Below are 22,416 nucleotides of genomic sequence, written 5' to 3'. Positions count from 1 at the left end.
ATGAACAGGAAACCTTTGCATATCATTCCACTGTTATTATCCGGCATTATGAGCGGCCATGCGCAGGACACGGTGCGCTATACCGGCCATACCCGCGTAAACATCGACTATCACCACGGGCAGCTAAGCCCGGCGGTAGGCGTGCATAACATACAGGTGATGCGGGCCAACCGCGAGCATCCTGAAAAAGCAGAAGGCTACGGCTGGACGTACAACCACGCGCCCATGCTGGCTTACTGGCACAATAAATTTTACCTGGAATACCTGAGCGACAGCATAGGAGAGAGCGTTCCGCCCGGCCAGACTTTACTGGCAACCTCTAACGATGGCTACAACTGGACAAAACCCGACGTGGTTTTTCCAAAGTATAAGATACCGGATGGCACTATCAAAGAAGGCTACCCCGGCGTAGCGCATAATTTAGATGCGGTGATGCACCAGCGCATGGGTTTTTATACCTCTAAAAAGAACCGCCTGCTGGTGCTGGCTTTTTACGGTATTTGCCTGGATAATGATGATCGTCCCAATGACGGTAAAGGCATTGGCCGCGTGGTGCGGGAAATATATTCTAACGGCAGCTACGGGCCTATATATTTTGTTCATTACAACCCCGCCTGGAACACAAAGAACACTTCCTACCCCTATTATACCAGCAGCAAGGATAAAGGCTTTGTGGAAGCCTGTAACGAGCTGCTGGCTAATCCGCTTGTAACACAGCAATGGGTGGAGGAGTCGGATCGTAACGACCCCCTCATACCGCTGAAAAAGCAATATAAAGCCTTAAGCTATTATCATTTGCCGGATGGCAGGGTAGTGGGGCTGTGGAAAAACGCGCTTACCGCCATTAGTACAGACGGTGGTAAAACCTGGCCGGCATCTGCTGTGCGTGCGCCGGGATTTGTGAATGCCAATGCTAAAATATGGGGGCAGCGTACATCAGACGGGCGTTATGCTACGGTGTACAACCCTTCTGAATATCGCTGGCCGCTGGCCATTTCCCTGAGTAATAACGGCCTGGAATATACGAATATGCTGCTGGTGCATGGAGAAATATCACCGGAGCGTTACCAGGGCGAGTTCAAGGATTTCGGCCCCCAGTATGTACGCGGCATTACCGAAAATAATGGTACCCCGCCGGATGGTAACCTGTGGGTTAGCTACAGCATGAACAAGGAAGATATTTGGGTAGCCCGCGTGCCGGTACCCGTAATGGATAAGGCCACGGCCCAGGTGAATGACGTGTTTAAGAGCATGTTGCCCGACACGGCGCTGCATTTATGGAATATTTACAGTCCCTGCTGGGCGCCTGTAAAAATGGAGCAAACACCGGAAGGGTACGCGCTTGCGCTGAAAGATTGGGACCGGTACGATTATGCAAAGGCAGAACATTTGTTCCCTGAAACGCAGAATGAAGCAGTTGAATTTACCGTTACGCCCATGCAGAACGATAGAGGTCTGCTGCATGTAGAGCTGCAGGACGCTAAAGGCAGCCCCTGCGTGCGGCTTATGTTTGAGCCGGATGGTGAGCTGCGGGCCAAGGCCGGCGCCAAGTTCAAGAACCTCATGAAATATGAGGCCGGCGCTACATATAAGATCCGCATACAGGTGAATACCTACACCCGCTTTTATACGGTGGATATAAACGGCAAGCATGCGCTCACCCAGCTCACATTTGCCCCGGTACAGAATGTGGCCCGCATTGTGTTCCGCACCGGCATGCCCAGGCATGAGCCCAACGCAGATACACCTGCCAGGCAAACTTTTGACAGGCCCGATGCCGGCGAGCCGGATCAGCAGTCAACTTTTTACATCCGTTCATTAAAAACAGAAGCGTTATAAAACAATACCAGGGGGCGTAACAAACAGCGGCCTGCATAAAAGCCTGATGCGATATTTTATTGTCATATTAACAATTATTTACTTTTGGCTGTTGCCGTTGCCACCGGTAATTGCGGATGCGCCTGCGCAGGTGCTGCTGCAGCATCTGCGTTGCGAAATGCTGACCAACCCGTTGGGCATTGATGGGGCAGCGCCCCGCCTGAGCTGGGAGATCAGCAGCCCGCAGCGGAATGTAAGGCAAACAGCCTACCAGGTACTGGTAGCGTCTACGCCGGAAAAGCTGGCTGCTAATGAAGGCGACCTTTGGAACTCCGGCAAGGTAAACAGCAACCAGTCCGTGAATGTGGCTTATACCGGCGCTCCCCTGCAAAGCAGGGCCTTATGCTATTGGAAGGTAAGGGCCTGGACCACGCAAGGCAGCACCGCATGGAGCAAGCCTGCGCAATGGAGCATGGGGTTGCTGGCTGCCAGCGATTGGCAGGCAGCCTGGATCGGGTTAAACCGCGCCTTTCCCTGGGACAGCGCACAAAGTAAATTCTCCCGCTTGTCTGCCCGCTATTTCCGCAAAACATTTGCCGTGCGGCGCATCGTTAAAAGGGCTACAGCTTACGTGGCGGGCCTTGGCTGGTATGAACTGTACCTGAACGGGCAGCGCATTGGCAACCAGGTGCTGGTGCCCGCGCCTACAGATTATACGAAAAGTGTACTATACAATACCTACGACGTAACTGCGGCTTTACAGCAGGGCGATAATGCTATTGGCGCTGTGCTGGGCAATGGCCGCTTTTTTACCATGCGCCAGGCTTACAAGCCATATAAGATCCGCACATTCGGTTATCCGCAGCTGCTGCTGCAGCTGGAGGTGGAGTATACAAATGGTACGCGTGAAACCATTGCCAGCAATGCTTCCTGGAAGGTAACGGCAGACGGTCCTATCCGCACCAATAATGAGTACGACGGCGAAGAGTATGATGCAACGAAAGAAATGCCGGGCTGGAACACCGCCGGCTTTGACGACGGTCATTGGCTGCCGCCGGAGCTGGTGCCTGCGCCGGGCGGCAGGGTACATGCGCAGCTGAATGAAAAAGTGCAGGTGATGGACACGTTGCAGCCCCGCAGCATACAGGCGCTAAAGCCCGGTGTGTACATACTGGATATGGGGCAGAACATGGCCGGCTGGCTGCAGATGAAGGTACAGGGCCCGCGCGGCACAAAGGTAACGCTCCGCTTTGCAGAAACCCTGCAGCCCGATGGCTCCCTGTACACCGCCAACCTCCGCGACGCCAAAGTAACGGATGTGTATACACTAAAAGGTAGCGGTGTGGAAACCTGGCATCCTGCCTTTGTATATCATGGCTTCCGTTATGTGGAAATAACCGGCTATCCCGGCGCACCTGCTGTGCAGGATTTTGAGGGGCATGTAGTATATGACGGCATTCGCACCACCGGCAGCTTTACCTCATCAGACACTACGCTGAACCAGCTGTTCGGCAATGCTTACCGCGGTATACGCAGCAACTATAAAGGTATGCCCATTGATTGCCCGCAGCGCAATGAGCGCATGCCCTGGCTGGGCGACCGCGCTACCGGCGCCTATGGAGAAGCCTACCTGTTTGATAATGCAAAGCTATATGCCAAATGGCTGGATGATATTGAAGAAGCGCAAACACCGGAGGGCGCTATACCCGATGTAGCCCCGGCTTTTTGGCGGTATTACAGCGATAACATGACCTGGCCGGGTACCTACATACTGGTGGCCAACATGCTGTATGAACAATATAACGACCGCCTTTCCATTGCCAGGCATTATAGCAGCATGAAAAAATGGCTGGCCTATATGCGCGGCAAATACATGCACGATTATATTGTAACCAAAGATAAATACGGCGACTGGTGCGTACCGCCGGAATCGCTGCAGCTCATTCATTCCAGGGACTCTACCCGTAATACAAACGGCGCTTTGCTGGCCACCGCCTACTACTACCGCATGCTGTTCCTCATGCAGCGCTTTGCCAACGTGCTGCACAAACCACAGGATGCAAAGGCGTTTGCCAGCTTGGGCGACAGCATAAAGGCCGCATTCAATAATGAATTCTTTCACCCCGCAACCGCGCAGTACAGTAATAATACCGTAACCGCCAACCTGCTGCCTTTATACTTTGGCATGGTGCCGGCGCATAAGGAGGCGCAGGTGTTCCGAAATATTGTAAATAAGATACAGGATAAATACAACGGGCATATCAGCACCGGCGTGGTAGGCACGCAATGGCTCATGCGTGGCCTGAGCCGCTGGGGCAACCCGGATCTGGCTTTTCATATCGCTACCAACCGCGATTATCCAAGCTGGGGCTATATGCTGGAACGCGGCGCCACCACCATATGGGAGCTGTGGAATGGCGATACTGCCAACCCAAGTATGAACTCCCGCAACCATGTAATGCTGCTGGGCGACCTGCTGGTATGGTATTACGAAGACCTGGCCGGCATTCGCAGCAGTACAGCGCATCCGGGCTTTCAGCAGGTGATCATGCGGCCGGTGCTGCCGCAGGGATTGCAAATGGTGCAGGCAGATTACCGGTGCGTGTATGGCGCCATTAAAAGTGAGTGGCAGCAGCGCAATGGCAAATTTACCTGGCGCATACAGGTGCCGGGCAATGCAACGGCGCTGGTGTACATACCTGCCGTAAATGCGGCACAGGTAAAGGAAAGCGGGAAGCCTGCAGCGGCTGCAAATGGTGTTAAGTGGCTGCGCATGGAGGGCAACCGCGCCGTATTTGAGATAGGGTCAGGAAACTATGTTTTTGAAAGCAGTAAATAACAACTATGTATAAACGTATTATTTGTGCCAGCCTTTTAATACTGGCAGCCCTGAACAGCCAGGGACAAACGGAGAAGCTGCGTACCTGGAAGGAAGGTATTGTTACAGAAGAGTTCATATTTGAAAAAGCGCCTTTCCCTTCCTGCCATGCCGCTACTATTGCACAAACGCCCAAAGGGCTTATAGCAGCCTGGTTTGGCGGTACCAAGGAAAGAAACCCGGATGTAGGCATATGGGTAAGCCGTAAGGCAGGCGATAATGCTGCATGGACAGCGCCGGTAGAAGTAGCCAACGGCAAACTGGCCGATGGTACCCGCTACGCCTGCTGGAACCCGGTACTGTACCAGGTACCCGGCGGCGACCTGCTGCTGTTTTATAAAATAGGGCCCAAGCCGTCGGAATGGAAAGGATGGCTGATCACTTCCAAAGACGGCGGCGTTACCTGGTCGGCGCCCAAAGCCCTGCCCGACGGCTATCTTGGCCCGATAAAAAACAAACCGGTATTGTTAAGCAACGGTACTTTAATGTGCCCGTCCAGCACAGAAGGCGATGGCTGGCATGTACATTTTGAGCTTACAAAAGATAATGGCAAAACCTGGGAAAAGGTTGGCCCGGTAGATACCGGTAAAGGCTACGATGCCATACAGCCCAGCATACTGGTATACCCGCATGGTAAGCTGCAGATCCTTTGCAGGAGCAAGAACCGCGCAATAGTAGAATCATGGTCAGCGGATAATGGTAAAACGTGGTCGCCGCTGGCGCCCACCACGTTGCCGAATAACAATTCCGGCACCGATGCTGTTACCTTAAAGGATGGCCGGCAGCTGCTGGTGTACAACCATGTGCTGCCGCCGGACGGGAAGGCCAAAGGCCCCCGCACGCCGTTAAATGTAGCGGTATCAAAAGACGGTAAGGAGTGGAGTGCGGCAGTAGTGCTTGAAGACTCGCCCATTAGCCAGTATTCTTATCCATCCGTGATTTGCACGGCGGATGGCTTTGTGCACATCGTATACACCTGGCGCAGGCAGCGGATCAAATATGTAAAAATTAACCCGGCAAAGCTGGTGCTGACTGCCATTCACTCCGGCCATTGGCCGGAGTGAATTACGAATTGTCAATTATGAATTACGAATTGAGCTGTGTTGCTGCATCTATAGTTTGTAATTGACAATTCATGTAAGTATACAGCCGTGTTTTGTGCCGGCAATGAAACAGGTAATTTAATATAAGCCTTAATTAACCAATTAATTATTCAATAGGGCATCGCATTATTCATTCGTAATTCGTAATTGATAATTCGTAATTGACTCATATGGATCGTCGTAACTTTTTACTCAACACCACCGTAGGCCTTACGGCAGGGTTATTTCACCGGCAGCTGTCATGGGCTGCTACCGCACCGGCAAGTAAAGAACAACGGTATAAGATAGCTGTATGTGACTGGATGATCCTGAAAAGGCAGAAGCTGGGCGCTTTTCAGCTTACGAAAGATATAGGTGCAGATGGTGTGGAAGTGGATATGGGCGGCCTGGGTAACCGCGAAACTTTTGACAGCAAGCTGTCTGATCCCGCAGTACAGCAGCAGTTTTTGGATAAGGCAAAGGAGCTGGGCCTGGAAATATCATCCATTGCCATGTCGGGCTTTTATGCGCAGTCATTTGCAGAACGCCCCGGTGTGGACAGGATGGTGCAGGACTGCATAGATACCATGACCGCACTGAAAGTAAAGGTAGCTTTTCTGCCCCTGGGCATACAGGGCGACCTGGTGCAGCACCCTGAGCTGCGCCCCGCTATCGTAAAGCGTTTGCAGGATGTAGCTAAACAGGCTGAAAAGGCAAACGTGATCATTGGCATAGAAACCGCCCTGGATGCAGCCGGTGAGGTAAAGCTCCTGGACGATATCGGCTCTTCCGCCATACAAAGCTATTTCAATTTTGCCAACGCATTGGAAGCAGGCCGCGATCTGCAAAAAGAGCTGCGCATATTGGGCAGGCACCGCATTTGCCAGATCCATTGCACAGATAAGGACGGCGTTTGGCTGCAGGATAACCCCCGCATCCATTTACCTAAAGTAAAGCATACGCTGGATAAAATGGGCTGGAGCGGCTGGCTGGTAATAGAGCGCTCCCGCAATGCAAAGGACCCACGTAATGTAAAATGGAACTTCGGCGCCAATACAAAATATTTAAAATCCGTTTTTCAACAGGCTTAATGAAAGGTTTGGGAATAATAAGGTGTATGCTCTGCGTATGGGCGTGTATGTTAGCTGCCCCTGTGATGGCGCAGCAGCACAACCTGGAGCAGGACTTCCACCATCCACCCGCTGCTGCAAAGCCCTGGGTGTTCTGGTACTGGATGCAGGCCAGTGTGTCTAAAGCAGGCATTACCGCCGACCTCGAAGCCATGAAGCAGGCAGGTATCGGCGGCGCTTACCTCATGCCCATTAAAGGAGCGGCTAACCCGCCTTTAATGCAGCCGCCTGTTGTACAGCTTACGCCGGAATGGTGGGCAATGGTGCGCTTTGCCATGCAGGAGGCCGACCGTTTGGGATTGAAGATCGCCATGCACGATTGCGACGGTTTTGCCCTGGCCGGCGGGCCCTGGATAACGCCGGAGCTGTCTATGCAAAAAGTGGTATGGTCAGAAACACAGGTAACTGGGAACAGCATGTTTGATGATACGTTAACCACGCCGCCGGCCTATAAAGGTTATTATAAGGATATACAGGTTGTGGCTTTCCCTTCATTACCCGGGGCAGGCAGCACACCTACGCCAACCGTTACTACCAGTGTACCGGGTGCGGATGCGGGTTTCCTGTTGGATCCCGGGAACAAAAAAAATTTCCGCAGTGAAGATCCCTGCTGGATCCAGTATGCGTTTGACAAGCCTTTTACCTGCCGTAACATTCATATTCGCAGCAATGGTCCTAACTACCAGGCGCAGCGCCTGGTATTGACTGTTAGTGATGACGGGCAGCATTTCCGCACTGTTGGCCGGCTGGAAGCGCCGCGCCATGGCTGGCAGGATAATGATTTTGGCGTAACGCACGCTATAACGCCAACCACTGCACGTTTTTTCCGTTTTGTATATGACAGCACCGGCTCGGAAGCCGGGTCGGAAGACCTGGATGCCGCCAAATGGAAAACGGTGCTTAAGGTAAGCAGCATTACCTTATCCGGTGAGCCGCGCTTACACCAGTTTGAAGGCAAGAACGGGGAAATATGGCGCGTAAGCAGCCGCACCACTACTGCCCAGGTGCCGGATGCATTATGTGTGCCGCTGAATAAGATCATTGATCTTACCGGTAAAACAGATGCGCAGGGCCATCTGCGCTGGCAGGTACCGCCCGGCAGCTGGACGATCCTGCGCATAGGACATACTTCCACCGGCCATACCAATGCTACCGGCGGCGGGGGCCAGGGATTGGAATGCGACAAGTTCAACCCTGTTGCCATACAGCTGCAGTTTGATAAATGGTTTGCGGAAATTTTCCGCCAGGTAGGCCCTGAGCTGGCGGGCCGCGTGCTGAAAGTATTTCATGTGGATAGCTGGGAATGCGGCAGCCAGAACTGGTCGCCGGTGTTCAGCGAAGCGTTCCGCCGCCGCAGGGGATATGACCTGCACCCTTACCTGCCGGTAATGGCCGGCATACCAGTGCAAAGCGCAGCTGTGTCTGAACGCTTTTTGCGGGATGTAAGGCAAACCATAGCAGAGCTGGTGGTAGATAAATTCTATGGCACTATGGGCAAACTGGCCAGGGAAAAAGGCTGCAGCTTCAGCGCAGAAAGTGTGGCGCCTACTATGACCAGCGACGGTATGCTGCATTACGGCGCCGTGGATGTTCCCATGGGCGAGTTCTGGCTGCGCTCTCCCACGCACGATAAGCCCAATGATATGCTCGACGCTATTTCCGGCGCGCATATCTATGGCAGGCAATACATACAGGCAGAAGCTTTTACAGAGCTGCGCATGGCCTGGGACGAGCATCCCGCTATGCTGAAAGCCCTGCAGGATAAAAATTACGCATTGGGCATTAACCGCCTGGTGTATCATGTATTTGCGCACAATCCCTGGATGGACCGTGTGCCCGGTATGACGCTAAGTGGCATAGGGCTGTATTTTCAACGCAACCAAACCTGGTGGCAGCCCGGCCGTGCATGGGTAGCCTATGCGCAGCGCTGCCAGGCATTACTGCAGCAGGGCAAGCCGGTAGTGGATGTAGCGGTATTTACCGGCGAGGAAATACCCCGCCGCGCCGTGCTGCCCGACCGGTTAACAGCCTTGCCCGGCATTGTGGAAGACGGCTATGACTCCTTTAACGCCGATGCGCTGCTGCGGTTAGCCACGGTTCATAACGGTCGTATAACGCTGCCGGGCGGGGCCAGCTATGCAGCATTGGTGCTGCCTGGCCCGCATCCCTTATCGCCGGATGCAGGTATGATGTCTGTTGCAGTAGCAAAGCGTTTGCAGCAGCTGGTAAAGGCAGGCGCCACCGTGCTTGCTGCTTCACCGGCAACGCATACACCGGGTTTGCTGCACTACCCGGCTGCTGATGATACGGTACGGCAAATTATCCAGCAGCTGCAATTGAAAACCTGGCAGCAATGGCGCCTGGAGCGGGATGTAATTGCCCTGGATAACGCCGGGCAGCCGGCGCCGGGTGTGCTATGGACGCACCGCCGTTTGCCGGATGCAGATATTTATTTTATTTCCAACCAGCAGGATAGCACGCGCATCCTCAACCTGTCTTTTCGTATAGCCGGTAAAGTACCTGAGCTGTGGGACCCGGTTACGGGCGATGTACGCACCGCAAAGGAGTGGGCCATTCAAAAAGGCCGTACCGCGCTGCCGTTACAGCTGCCGCCCTCCGGCTCCATGTTCATCGTACTGCGTAAGCCTGCCACGGTGCAGGCGCAGCATAGGGGCGCTAACTGGCAAATGCCGCAGGTAGTACAAACGCTGTCCGGCAGCTGGCAGGTAGCCTTCAATGAAAAGAACGGCGGACCTGCGCAGCCGGTAATATTCAGTACCCTGCAGGATTGGAGCACACATACGGATAGTACCATCCGCTATTATTCCGGCACAGCAGTTTATTCCCAAACATTTAACTGGCAGGGCGCCGGTAAAAATAACCAGGTATGGCTGTACCTGGGTAAGGTGGCCAATATTGCGGAAGTAACAGTGAACGGCGTAAACTGCGGTGTAGCCTGGACAGCGCCTTACCGGGTTAACATTACAAAAGCATTGCGCGATGGCGCCAATACAGTAAAAATAGCAGTAACCAATACCTGGGCCAACCGGCTTACAGGCGATCACAATCTACCGGAAGCGCAGCGTATTACCCAAACCACCGCTCCTTATCCTTTAGAGGGAAAACCCTTACTGGAAGCTGGTTTGTTGGGTCCTGTAACCATACAGCAAACGAACGAATAAGCATATGATAAAACAGGTATTCACATATATCTTTCTTTTAACAGCCGTTGTTGCCAATGCGCAGCAACTTCCAAAGGATGTACCGGCCGGTGTAATGCAGCAGGTGTATGAGCAGGTAAAAACGCCCTACAAATATGGTCTTGTTATGGTGCCGCAGGATGATGGAAAAAAGCTGGATTGCCCGAGCGTATTCCGTAAAGATGGCAAATGGTATATGACCTACATTGTTTTTAACGGCCGGGGATATGAAACCTGGCTATGTGGCAGCGATGACCTGCTGCACTGGAATAACCTGGGCCGCATCCTGTCATTTTCCGATACTACAAATTGGGATAGTAACCAAAAAGCCGGCTACGTGGCGCTGGAAGACCCGCAATGGGGCGGCAGCTATCAGTGGCAGCGTTATAAAGGTAAGTACTGGATGACCTACATTGGCGGCAGCCACCGGGGGTATGAACAGGGCCTGTTATCCATTGGCATGGCCTATACCCGTAAAAACCCGGCCAGGCCGCATGAATGGCAGCGCCTGTCCAAACCTATATTGATGGCAACGGATAAGGATGTGCGCTGGTGGGAGAATAACACGCTGTACAAAAGCACCGTGCTGTGGGATAAAAATAGAACCCTGGGCTATCCTTTCATACTTTACTACAATGCCAAAGGCGACAGCCTGAAGCCTAAACGCGGAAAAGAGCGTATAGGCATGGCAGTATCTAACGACATGGTGCACTGGCAGCGTTATGAAAAAGAGCCCGTGCTGAACCATCATGCCGGTATTACCGGCGATCCCTGGATCCAGCGCATAAACAACGTATGGGTAATGTTCTATTTCGGCGCTTTCTGGAAAGACCATCCCGGCGCATTTAACCGTTTTGCCTGCTCTTATGACCTGGTGCACTGGACCGACTGGACCGGTGATGACCTGATCAGATCATCCGAACCTTTTGACGATTTGTTTGCGCATAAATCCAGCGTTGTATTTTACAACGGCGTAGTATATCATTTCTATTGCGCGGTAAACAAGGCAGAGCAGCGCGGCATTGCAGTAGCCACTTCTGTAAACAAAGGTAAAAGCGAAGTGCAGTTTGTACCGCACGTAAAAAAGTAAGCACATGCGATTAATATTGATAATATGCCTGCTGCTGGCAGCAGCAGCCGTGCAGGCGCAGGACAGCCGCACGCAGCTGTTTGATACCGGTTGGCGCTTTCACCGTGGCGGCGCCATGGGCGCAGATGAGCCGGACTTTAACGACTCGGCCTGGCGGGCAGTAGACCTGCCGCATGACTGGAGCATTGAAGACCTGCCCGGCACGCAATCACCTTTTAACCGTGATGCCGTTAGCCAGGTAAGCGGCGGCTTTACCACCGGCGGCACCGGCTGGTACCGCAAAACATTTACCATACCTGCCAGCCTGCAGGGTAAGCACATTGTGTTTCAGTTTGACGGTGTTTACATGAATGTGGAAGTATGGCTCAATGGCAAAAGGCTCGCTAAGCACCCTTACGGGTATACGTCGTTTTGGTTTGATGGCACTGCGCGTATTAAATGGAACGAAAAAAATGTGCTGGCCGTAAAGGTGCGCAACGAAGGGGAGAACAGCCGCTGGTATGCAGGCTCCGGCATTTACCGCCACGTATGGCTCACAGTAACTGATCCTGTTCATGTAGGCCAATGGGGTACTTACATTACCACACCACAGGTAAGTAACGCCAGCGCCCGTGTATGCATTAACACTACTATATTGAATGAAAGCAGCAATGCAGCTGCGGTAAAGCTGCTTACCCGGCTTGTAAATGCAGCAGGAAAGGAAGTAGCGGTTACAGATACCACACAGAATATCGCAGCCAAAGATACCGTTACCTGCCGGCAGCAGCTAACAGTTACCCATCCCGAATTATGGTCTGTGAACACGCCCGTACTGTATACGGCGGTTACAGAAGTGTACAGTAACGGCAGGCTGGCCGACTGGCTGCAAACGCCGTTTGGTATTCGCAGCATTACTGCAGATGCGGTGAACGGCTTTCGCCTGAACGGGCAGCCGCTGAAATTAAAAGGCGGCTGTGTGCATCATGATAACGGCCCGCTGGGTGCAAAAGCCTATGACCGGGCAGAGGAACGCAAGGTGGCATTGCTGAAGGCCAGCGGATTTAATGCCGTACGCTGCGCGCATAACCCGCCATCCCCCGCTTTCCTGGATGCCTGCGACCGTTTGGGCATGCTGGTGATAGATGAGGCTTTTGATGCGTGGGCACAGGGCAAGAACCCCGACGATTATCACCTGTACTTTAACGACTGGTGGCAGCGGGATGTGGAGAGCATGGTGTACCGCGACCGTAACCATCCTTCCGTTATCATGTGGAGCACCGGTAATGAAATACCCAACCGGGATAAGCCGGAAGTGGTAAAGGTGGCAAAAATGCTCAGTGATTATATCCGTACGCTGGACACTACCCGTTTTATCACCTGCGGCGTAAACGGCGTTACGCCTGATAAAGATCCTTTCCTGGCCACGCTGGATATTGCAGGCTACAACTATGCCCGCGATAAATATGAAACCGACCATCAGCGTTTGCCCAACCGCGTTATGTTTGCCACAGAGTCGCTGCCGCTGGAAGCATTTGACTACTGGATGGGCGTAAAAGACCATCCCTGGGTAATCGGAGATTTTGTATGGACAGCCTTTGACTACATAGGAGAGGCCAGCATTGGCTGGCTGGGCTACTGGCAGCGCCAGCAATTTTATCCCTGGAACCTTGCCTACTGTGGCGATATAGACATCTGCGGCTGGAAACGCCCGCAATCTTATTACCGCGATGCATTATGGAAAAGCAACCAGGTATCGGTATTTGTAAAACCGCCGCAGCCGTTTTTCCCCGTTAACCCGCAGAAAGTAAGCTGGAGCCACTGGGAATGGCATGACGTAACAGCCAGCTGGAACTGGGAAGGACATGAACAACAGCCATTGCAGGTAGAAGTATATTCCTCCTGCGAAAAAGTAGAGCTTTTCCTGAACGGCCGTTCGCTGGGAAAACAAACAACTGACCGCGCGCATAAATACACGGCCACTTTCCAGGTGCCTTACCAACCCGGCAAACTGGAAGCTGTGGGTTACAATGGCAATAAAAAAGTAACCACCGCTGTGCTACGTACAGCTGCTGCGCCTGACCATATGCAGCTTACCGCGGACCGTACCTCTATACATGCCGCTAACCAGGACCTGTCGTACGTTACGGTTGAGCTGCTGGATGCTAACGGCGTACGCAATCCCACAGCGGAGAATGAAGTGCAATTCAGCGTAGAAGGCCCCGGCGCCATTGTGGGTGTAGGCAACGCAAACCCTGTTAGCACCGAGAGCTGCCAGCTGCCGCGGCGCAAAGCCTGGCAGGGCCGCTGCCTGGTGATCATAAAAGCAACGGGCAGCAAGGGCAATATTGTATTAAAGGCAAAAGCTGCCGGGTTGCGGGGCGAGCAGGTAACTATTGCTGCACAGTAAAGCGCATAAAATATCAGATGTAAAATGTAAAATTTCAAATGTAAAAGAATAGCACGGTGTGCTGCATGGCAACAATACCGGCTGCTTTTACATTTGAAATTTTACATTTAATATTTTACATTTTTCACTATCACGTCTTTCTTCCGTTCTGCCGGCGTCACTTCCAGCTTTACGAGCTTTCCGTGCTGCAGCACACCTTCTACTGTTGTATTATACGGCGCATGCAGCTTAAAATGCACATCCCACTTTGCAGGCCATGCAGGGAACAGGTAAATGTGTTTGCCGTTTGTTTGCAGCAGCATTTCCTGTAAGCCTGTCATGCCGGAGCCGCCCTGGTTAATATCCGGTGTCCAGTCAAAACCAGGTCCCCAGAAAGCCGGAAAGCGGTTAGGACCATTTTTCAGCTTCTCCACGGTATAGTAAGCGGCCGGTTTGGTAAGTCCTAACCTTGCGCAGAAAATATTGTCCTGCTTCCAGCCAACAGCGCTGCGCCGTGCAATAGCTTCGGTGTCATACAGCCAGGTATTGCGTGCGGTATCAAGCCCTGGTTTCCCAATGCCGTATATGCCATAAGGAAATACAGGATAGAGCTGCGGCGTTTCCTGGTTATTAATGCGCTGCCACGATTGCGCCGGTGCAATGGTAATATGCCCCTGCATGGTACGGAAGGAGAGGGGCGGAATGCGTTGCAGCAATGCCTGCAGCGTTCTGCGTGTGCTGCCTGTAAGATAGTGCGGCGGCAGCTCCAGCATACGGGCGGTAACTGTACGCAGCCCTGCAATAGTAGTAGTGGAGTTGGTGGCCAGCTTGTAGGTTTCACCTGCGGAGCCGGGGTACAGCACCAGGTGCCCGTTGCTGTCCAGCGCGGGAGCGCCGCGTTTGGCAGCCAGGTACTGGTAGTGCTCGTCGAAAAAAGTGAGGCAGCTTTCTATCAGCGGCAGGTACTTTGAAATATCGTGCCCGCTGTAACGCTCATAGTCCAGTATCATCAGGCAAAATTCCAGTGCAGTGTCCCATTCATATTCCAGCCAGTTATTGTATTCAACGCCTTTGTCAAAATCCGGGGGACGGTGCCAGCCGTATTCGCTGGCGGCCGGCAAACCAAAGTTTTCCATCTGTTCGGTAAAGCTGGCGCCTTTGTGCCCCCAGTAGAATTTTGTGCGTGCTTCGGCATTGGGTAATGCGCGCCGGTAAAATTCAAACTGCGCAATCATCATATCAAAATCGCCGCTTTTCAACAGGGGCCAGTATACCAGCCGCTGGTTCTGCGCAGTGAAGGTGCCGCCGCCCCAACGCCGGTAATCAGGCGTAAACGGCATTTGTTTATTTACAAATACAGGATCGTAGGTAAAAAGACCGCCGTTAAATTTGGTAGGGTAAGCACCGTAGGCATTGCAACCAAGCATATAACGGAACAGCTGGTAATTGCGGCCTGCCTGCCAGGCGGCAGTGGCGGTATCGGCCTGTATAAAAATAAAGCTGCGGTTCCAGTATTGCGCCCACCAGTGCTGCGTTTGTTCACTGCTGCTGTTTGCAGCTGCCTGTTGCTGCTTTTGCAGGCCCTGGTACCAGTTGGCATAGGTAGGCGTTTGATCAACATGCAGCAGTACATTAATATGATGCGTGCGTGCGGCCTCCCTGCTTTTGAGCTGCCAGGCAGTGTAAGGAGTGTTGGCGTATTTACCGGTAAAAGTACCCGCCGCCTCCATATGATCTCCCCACAGCATGCCGCCGGAGGTAAGCCCCTGTAGCGGGTTCCAGAGCTGTGATTTTATGGAGGTAAGCCCCTGCTGCTGTACGGTAAAGTCAAAAATCAGCCGGTCGTTGCGGTTGCGGTGGCTGAATAAAACGGTGTTATTGTTAAAAGCAATGCTGTCGTGATAAGCAGTTACAGGTACGGCGCCGCCTTTGTAGCCGGACGATGCCAGCAGCTCGCCCGGCTTTAGCAGCCGGTCTTTGGTGCGCCAGCTTTCATAGCAGGCGGTGGCATTCACCGGCTGGCTGCTTTGCACCTCCACATGCACTACAGGATGAAATACATCTGTCCATATCCTGAGTGTTGCCTCCAGCGCGCCTTTACGGCCGCTGATGTCAATATATCCCTCACGGAGGTGCAGGGTTTGCCGGAACCGCGTGCCATGCTCAAAAGGGTTGGGAGTAAGCTTTATGCGCAGGCGCCCCTGTTTCAGCAGTATATTATGTTCGTCAAATGCGCCGCTGCGCGAAAGGTAGCACAGCAGCTCACCATTCTCCATCCAAACGTTGAGCCCTATATCGCCGCCGCCGCAGGGCATGGACTGGCCGGCATTCCGGCTTTGTTTTGTCCATGTGATATTGCATGCATCCAGCTCCACCTGCTGTGCGCAGGTGCGCTGTATGCCGGCCAGTATCAGGCAGCCTGCCATTGTAATTACATGAAAACCCTTGTACATACGCTATAAACGGGTAAAGTTAGGCAACATTTTTATAGTGCGGCAGCTGCGTTGCTCCGGTAACGTTTGCGTAAAAAATTAGTAATTTGCCTGGATATTTCTGTAGTTTGACCGCTATAGCAGAGATCTGAAATTCCATGTTTCGCTACCATTTTTCTGTAAACCCTGACCTATAATACCGCATATGCGGATGTTTTAATTGAATGAGAATAAGCTGTGTTAGTGAATAAGTGTTATTTGTACAATTATATAAAACGAGCTATTATTGGCGTCTTATGCCTGTGGGCACTATCCCTGCATGCGCAGCAGCCATCTGCCGTTATTGACTGGGACGCGGATAAAATGCTGAACACCTGGCTGATGCAGCAAATGCATCAGCAATACGCTTACAGGGATCAGCGTGTACAGCAGGCATTTAGTACTGCACAGGATGTACATGCTTATCAGCAGCACCTGCGGGCGGCTTATCGTGCGCTGCTGGGACCCCGGCCCCCAAAAGCGCCGCTGCACCCGGTTATAACCGGCACGTTGCAGCAGGATGGTTACCGTATTGAAAAAGTGATCTATCAAAGTTTGCCGCAGCATCATGTAACAGCCAATTTATACATCCCCACGGGCAAAGGCCCTTTTCCTGCAGCCTTATTGTTTTGCGGGCATGAGGCCACTGCTAAGGCAACGCCTTCTTACCAGCAAACCGCTATGTTGCTGGCCAGGCACGGATTTGTGGTGCTGATGATTGACCCGGTTTCACAGGGCGAGCGCCACCAGCTGACAGACAGCAGCGGCAAACCCTTAACAAGAGGCGGCACTACTGAACACACCTTGCTGAATGCAGCAGCCGCCCTCATTGGCTCCAGCGTAGCGGCTTATGAGCTGTGGGATAATGAGCGCGGGCTCGACTACCTGTTATCCCGCAGGGAGGTAGACACTGCGCGCATTGGCTGTTTGGGCAATTCCGGCGGCGGTACGCAAACCGCTTATTTTATGGCGTTTGAGCCACGCATTAAAGTAGCCGCAGTATGCAGCTATATCACTACCCGTGAAAGAACATTTGAGCTGGCCGGTCCGCTGGATGGCTGTGTGCAAATACCCAATGAGGGGCGGCAGGGCCTGGAAATAACAGACTACATGCATATGCTGGCGCCCAAACCCCTGCTGGTGCTGGCCGGCCGTTACGATTTTGTGGACTACACCGGCGCCGTACAGGCCTATACAGAGGCCAGGCAGTGTTATACTGCATTAGGCGCAGCAGATCATATTCAGCTGGTAACAGTGGATGACGGGCATGGTATTTCACAGCCCAAGCGGGAGGCAGCGGTGCGCTGGTTCAGGAAATGGCTGTATAATGATAATACACCGGTAAAAGAAGGTGCGGCAGCTGTGTTATCAGCAGCAGACCTGAACTGTACTGCTACCGGTGAGCTGAATAGCAGCATGCCGCATGAGCTTACCTTACAGCAGCACTTTCTGCAAACCGCTGCAGCACTGGCGCAAACACGCCGGCAGTTTCAGCGCAGTATTACAGCAAATGCCTTTGCAGATACCCTGCGCGCATTATTGGGATTAACCGGTGCGCATGAAAAAGTACAGGTAGAAGATGTAGGCACTTTCCCGCACACGTTGGGCGCCGTGGAAAAAAAGCTGCTGCGCAGCGCCGGGGAACCACCTTTGCCTTTCCTGCTTATTCGTCCCCGGGGGCTGGTGAAGCAGGTAGTAATATGCCTGCAGGATGAAGGAAAACGCGCCCTGCTGGATAGCACAGCCCTGCTGCAGCACTATCTGCAAAATGGCTGCGCCGTATTGCTGCCCGATCTGCGGGGCATTGGTGAAAGCGCCGACCGGCCTGAATTTAACAACAGCAAGTTCTATAATAAAGAATACCGCAATGCAATATCGTCCCTGCATGTGGGCCGGCCCCTGCCAGGGCAGCGCATAACAGACCTGCAGCTGCTGCTGGATTATCTGCAGGCTGCACGCGGTTTACAAGCGCAGCCGGTAACAGTACATGCAACAGGTATGTGCGCCGTAGTAGCGCTGCACGCTGCGGTGCTGGACGACCGCATTCACTACCTGCAGCTAACTCATTATCTGCCTTCCTTCACAAATATTATCCGCGATGTATTGCAAAAGAACTGGTACAGCTATGTAATACCAGGAGCGCTGCGTTATTATGACATACCTGACCTGGAGCGGATAGTTGATAAGCGGTTTGCTTTTCCGTAGCACAGCCTGTATGTTTGCGATAGGTAGTACACTATAGTATAGTGCGCGTTGTGAAAAATATTTTTCATCTTTTTTATTTCTTTTAATGTCTGTCCAATCTTTTTTGCTGTATAGCACATTGTTATTAAGCCTGGCTGCCTGCTCTTCAGGCACAAAGGAAGCGCCACCCATTGAAAGCCTGCCAATGGACTCCATTAACCTGGATAACCTGGATGCATTTGCCACACCGGCCAATGGCTGGCAGGTAGCGGGCAACCTGTATATGAACCGGCAGCAGCCGCACCAGGTACAGGTAAAAGAAGGCAAAGGTATATTGGTATTCAACGGCCCGGGTAACGGTGAGCTGTCTACGAAATGGACGCACGGCGATATGGACCTGGAGCTGGATTTTATGTTATCGCCGGATGCAGATGCCGCTATTCTTTTCCAGGGTAAATACCCGTTGCAGCTGAAAGACAGCTGGCTGAAAGATAGTGTAACAGCTGCGGACTGCGGCGGCATAGAAGAGCATGCGCCGGCATTAAATGCCTGCAAGGCGCCCGGCCTGTGGCAGCACCTGGAAGTGAAGTTTAAGGCTGAACGTACCGGGCATGGTGTTATAGATGCAGGCTTTGCGACCGTGATACTGAATGGCCGCGTTGTTCAGCAGCAGCCCGACCTGGCAGCTTTTGCACAGGATACGCTTCTGAAGCAGACAAAGATGCCCGGTGCTTTACGGCTTGTGGTGAACAGCGGCCCCGTGGCATTCCGCAACATCCGTTACAAAACTTACAGCGATGCACGCGCATCCTTTGCGGGCCTGCATTACCGCGTATATAAAGGCGTGTATAAGAACCACGATACCCTGAAGCTGATGCTGCCGGTAAGATCAGGTAATACCGACTCGCTCACCTACCGTGTAGGCGACAAACGTGCGCACCTGCTGCTGGAAGGCAAGCTGCAGCTGCCGGTAGAAGGGCATTATGTATTCAGCGTGCGTGGCGGTGGCCCCGTGCGTTTAATGATAGATGGAAATGTAATTGCCGATAACGGCGGCACCCGCGACTTCCTGCGCCCCTTCTACGGCGATACGCTGCTGAAAGCCGGTCCGCACGATTTCCAGGTGAGCTATGCCAACTATGATGAATGCCTGGTAGTGGAGTATGAAGGCCCGCACATCCCGGTTACGGCGCTTACCACGCCCGCGTCTGAAAGGCTGGTAGAAGCATCGCCGCAAATGGAATACCCCGTTAAAGGAACTGCTGTTATCCAGCGTGGCTTTATGGAGCATGGGAATGAAGTAGATCCTTACAGCATGGCAGTGGGCGCACCGGGCGGCATTAACTATGCGTATGATATGGTGACGTACAGTCCCCTCATGGCCTGGCACGGGCGCTATATTGATGTGGCGGAGATGTGGCACGAACGCGGCGAAAAACAGCTGGCCCGTCCCCTGGGAGCGCCGCTGCAGCTGCCCGGCATACCCTGTATTGCCGAACTGCCAGACAAAAACGCCGCCTGGCCCGATACCATGCGTGTAGATAGCAGCAGCTATACCAACCGCGGTTATAAATTGTTGCCCAGTGGGTTGCCGGTATTCTTTTACACGTTGCACCAATGGTCAGTAGAAGATTATTTGCATCCGCGTGCGGATGGCAAAGGGCTGAACAGGGATGTGACCGTAACCGGTAGCAATTCCGGTGATAATGCCAAAGCCTGGTGGCTGCTGGGCAGCGGCGGCCTCATTGAAAAGCTGCCCGATGGCAGCTATGCCGTGGATGACAAGCACTACTACATTGAAACGAAGGATAAGCCGGAGATCGTGGAAAGCAAAGGACAGTACCGCCTGGTGCTGCCGCTGCAAGCCGGTAAAACCATGAACATTCATTATTCCATTACCTGGTAAGTTATGAAGAGCAAGCAATATATAACCGTTCTGGCATTGTGTGGAGGTATGATGCTGCCTGCGCTGGCAAATGCACAAACGGACATGAAGGCAAAAGAAAGCAAATATTACAGTATAACGGATGTGCCTATACCCGATAGTGTGAAGCTGGAAGTAGGCGGCCTGGCATTTACGCCGGATGATAAGCTGGGCGTGGCCACCCGGCATGGAGAAATATGGCTGATCACCGATCCCTACCAGAAAAAATCAAAACAGCCCACCTATACCCGCTTTGCTTATGGCATGCACGAAACCCTGGGCCTGGCCTGGCATGAAGGTTCTTTTTACACCACGCAGCGCTCCGAGCTTACTAAAGTAACAGATACGGATAATGATGGTAAGGCAGACCGTTTTCAGACCATTGCCTCCTGGCCGCTATCCGGCAACTATCATGAATATTCTTATGGCCCGCTGTTCTTGCCTAACGGCGATATGATTGTTACGCTCAACTTGTCGTGGATAGGGCGGGGCGCCAGCCTGGCCAAATGGCGCGGCTGGATGATGCGTATAAAACCCGATGGCGCTATGCAGCCCTATGCCGGCGGCATGCGCTCCCCTGCAGGTTTTGGATTGTCTGAAAGCGGCGATATATTTTTTGCGGAGAACCAGGGCGACTGGATCGGTTCCGGCCGCATTACACAGCTGGATTATGGCGATTTTGCCGGCCATCCCGCCGGCCTGCGCTGGTCCGGTGAATATGGTTCGCCCATTAAGCTAACGCCCGAACAGTTCCCGGACTCTATTGGCATCCTGCACGATTTTGCAAAGAAAACACCGCACTTTAAAGAGCCCAGCGTTTGGTTTCCGCACACGCTCATGGGCATTTCCACTTCCGGCGTATTGTCAATTGACTCCGATGCGTTTGGTCCCTTTAAAGGCCAGCTGCTGGTAGGCGACCAGGGGCACAGCAAGGTAATGCGCGCTTTCATTGAAAAGGTGAAAGGCAAATACCAGGGAGCCTGCTTCCCTTTCCTGGAAGGATTTTCGTCCGGCGTGCTGCGCATGGTGTGGGGTAGCGATCATTCCCTGTTCGTAGGAATGACCAGCCGCGGGTGGGCCTCTACCGGTCCCAAGCTGTATGGTTTGCAGCGGGTGAATTTCAAAGGTGTAACGCCTTTTGAAATAAAGGCCATGCGCGCCCAAAGCAACGGGTTTGAGCTGGAGTTTACTATGCCGGTCAATAAAAAGCAGGCGGCAGACCCCGGCTTATACAGCATAACAGGTTTCACATACCTCTATCATAAAACATACGGCAGCCCTATTATTAACCAGCAATCCTGCCCGGTGGTAAAAAGTGAAGTGTCTGAAGACGGCCGCCGTGTGAGGATTTATGTAGAAGGTTTGCGGGAAGGGTATATTCATGAGCTGCATGTGAACGGCTTAAAATCCCAATCCGGCTTACAGCTGCTGCATAACGTTGGCTACTATACGCTAAACGCTATCCCCGCAGGTGCAGGACCCGCCTGCGCAATTTCTCCCAGGAGCCTGGCAGCCGCCGGCGATGCAAACAGCAGGCACGCCTGCGGCAGCGATCCCACCAAAAGCGTAAGTGTGCAGCCTCCCGGCTGGACTAAGCCGGATGTTGTGCTGCAGGTAGGCACCAAGCCCGGGCTGAAATTTGATGTAACCGAGCTGGAAGTAACAGCCGGCAGCAAGGTAAAGCTGGTGTTTAACAATAATGATGATATGCTGCATAATATGGTAATTACCAATCCCGGTAAAGGCGATGCAGTGGGTAAGCTGGCTATGGAAATGGGTTTGAGCGGGTCGCAGCAGGCTTATGTGCCGGCGTCAAAAGATGTGCTGTTCAACACCTGCCTGCTGGAGCCGGGAACATCACAAACTATTTATTTTATAGCGCCAAAAACGCCGGGTAATTATCCTTATGTGTGCACCTTCCCCGGGCATTATGCAGTAATGAAAGGCGTGTTAAAAGTTAAAAGTAAAAAGTAAAAAAGAAAAAGTAAGAAAGTGATGTCATGTCCTGAAGCAAGTGGACAGATTTAAAAACGAATCTGACACAAAACATGGCAAAACAACAGCGGGTAATAGTCCGGTACAGTATTAGCTTCAAGCAAAAGGTAGTCAAAGAGGTTGAATCAGGTCTTGGCATAGAGGAAGCGCGTCGGCGCTACGGGATCAAAGGCACCTATACCATTCAGCAATGGCTAAAGAAATTTGGGAAAAATCATTTATTAAACAAAATTGTGCGTATAGAAATGAAGGGAGAGCAAGATCGTATAAAAGAGTTAG

At 52.6% G+C, this 22,416-nt stretch carries 12 protein-coding genes; 11 read left to right on the top strand and 1 reads right to left on the bottom strand.

The window, feature by feature from the left end; genetic code table 11:
• From VFS25_RS11305 to VFS25_RS11275, 7 genes are all read left to right on the top strand, one after another.
• On the top strand, positions 1–1,839 hold the full coding sequence (locus tag VFS25_RS11305) for a six-hairpin glycosidase (RefSeq protein ID WP_326462250.1): 1,839 nt from the start codon (positions 1–3) through the stop codon (positions 1,837–1,839).
• Positions 1,840–1,885: 46 nt separating this feature from the next.
• Positions 1,886–4,657, top strand: a complete 2,772-nt coding sequence (locus tag VFS25_RS11300; protein WP_326462249.1) for an alpha-L-rhamnosidase — start codon at positions 1,886–1,888, stop codon at positions 4,655–4,657.
• A gap of 5 nt (positions 4,658–4,662) precedes the next feature.
• The gene (locus VFS25_RS11295) at positions 4,663–5,760 is read left to right on the top strand and encodes a sialidase family protein (protein WP_326462248.1); all 1,098 of its coding nucleotides are present in this window, start codon (positions 4,663–4,665) and stop codon (positions 5,758–5,760) included.
• 209 nt (positions 5,761–5,969) lie between these two features.
• Positions 5,970–6,869, top strand: coding sequence for a sugar phosphate isomerase/epimerase family protein (locus VFS25_RS11290; protein WP_326462247.1), 900 nt, complete (start codon positions 5,970–5,972; stop codon positions 6,867–6,869).
• Between the two features lie 47 nt (positions 6,870–6,916).
• Positions 6,917–10,090, top strand: a complete 3,174-nt coding sequence (locus VFS25_RS11285; RefSeq protein ID WP_326462246.1) for a glycosyl hydrolase — start codon at positions 6,917–6,919, stop codon at positions 10,088–10,090.
• 4 nt (positions 10,091–10,094) lie between these two features.
• Positions 10,095–11,198: a glycosylase gene (locus VFS25_RS11280; RefSeq protein WP_326462245.1), complete on the top strand. Its 1,104-nt coding sequence runs from the start codon at positions 10,095–10,097 to the stop codon at positions 11,196–11,198.
• 4 nt (positions 11,199–11,202) lie between these two features.
• The gene (locus VFS25_RS11275) at positions 11,203–13,584 is read left to right on the top strand and encodes a glycoside hydrolase family 2 TIM barrel-domain containing protein (protein ID WP_326462244.1); all 2,382 of its coding nucleotides are present in this window, start codon (positions 11,203–11,205) and stop codon (positions 13,582–13,584) included.
• Between the two features lie 107 nt (positions 13,585–13,691).
• On the opposite strand, the gene VFS25_RS11270 is transcribed toward VFS25_RS11275, so the two are convergent.
• Complete coding sequence (locus tag VFS25_RS11270; protein WP_326462243.1) at positions 13,692–16,016, bottom strand: DUF5703 domain-containing protein; 2,325 nt, start codon at positions 16,014–16,016, stop codon at positions 13,692–13,694.
• A gap of 237 nt (positions 16,017–16,253) precedes the next feature.
• Here VFS25_RS11270 and VFS25_RS11265 point away from each other — a divergent pair, with 237 nt between their 5' ends.
• The 4 genes from VFS25_RS11265 to VFS25_RS11250 all read left to right on the top strand — a co-directional run.
• Complete coding sequence (locus tag VFS25_RS11265) at positions 16,254–18,239, top strand: alpha/beta hydrolase family protein (protein WP_326462242.1); 1,986 nt, start codon at positions 16,254–16,256, stop codon at positions 18,237–18,239.
• Positions 18,240–18,324: 85 nt separating this feature from the next.
• Positions 18,325–20,124, top strand: a complete 1,800-nt coding sequence (locus VFS25_RS11260; RefSeq protein WP_326462241.1) for a family 16 glycoside hydrolase — start codon at positions 18,325–18,327, stop codon at positions 20,122–20,124.
• Between the two features lie 3 nt (positions 20,125–20,127).
• A complete protein-coding gene (locus tag VFS25_RS11255; RefSeq protein ID WP_326462240.1) occupies positions 20,128–22,116 on the top strand; it encodes a plastocyanin/azurin family copper-binding protein in 1,989 nt (662 codons plus the stop codon).
• Positions 22,117–22,190: 74 nt separating this feature from the next.
• On the top strand, positions 22,191–22,416 hold a 226-nt coding region (locus VFS25_RS11250), incomplete at its 3' end, for a transposase (RefSeq protein ID WP_326462239.1).

It is taken from the genome of Chitinophaga sp. (genome assembly GCF_035761305.1).
Lineage (GTDB): Bacteria > Bacteroidota > Bacteroidia > Chitinophagales > Chitinophagaceae > Chitinophaga.
Note: the sequence above shows the minus strand (reverse complement) of the source record. Positions and strands in the feature narration are given on the sequence as shown.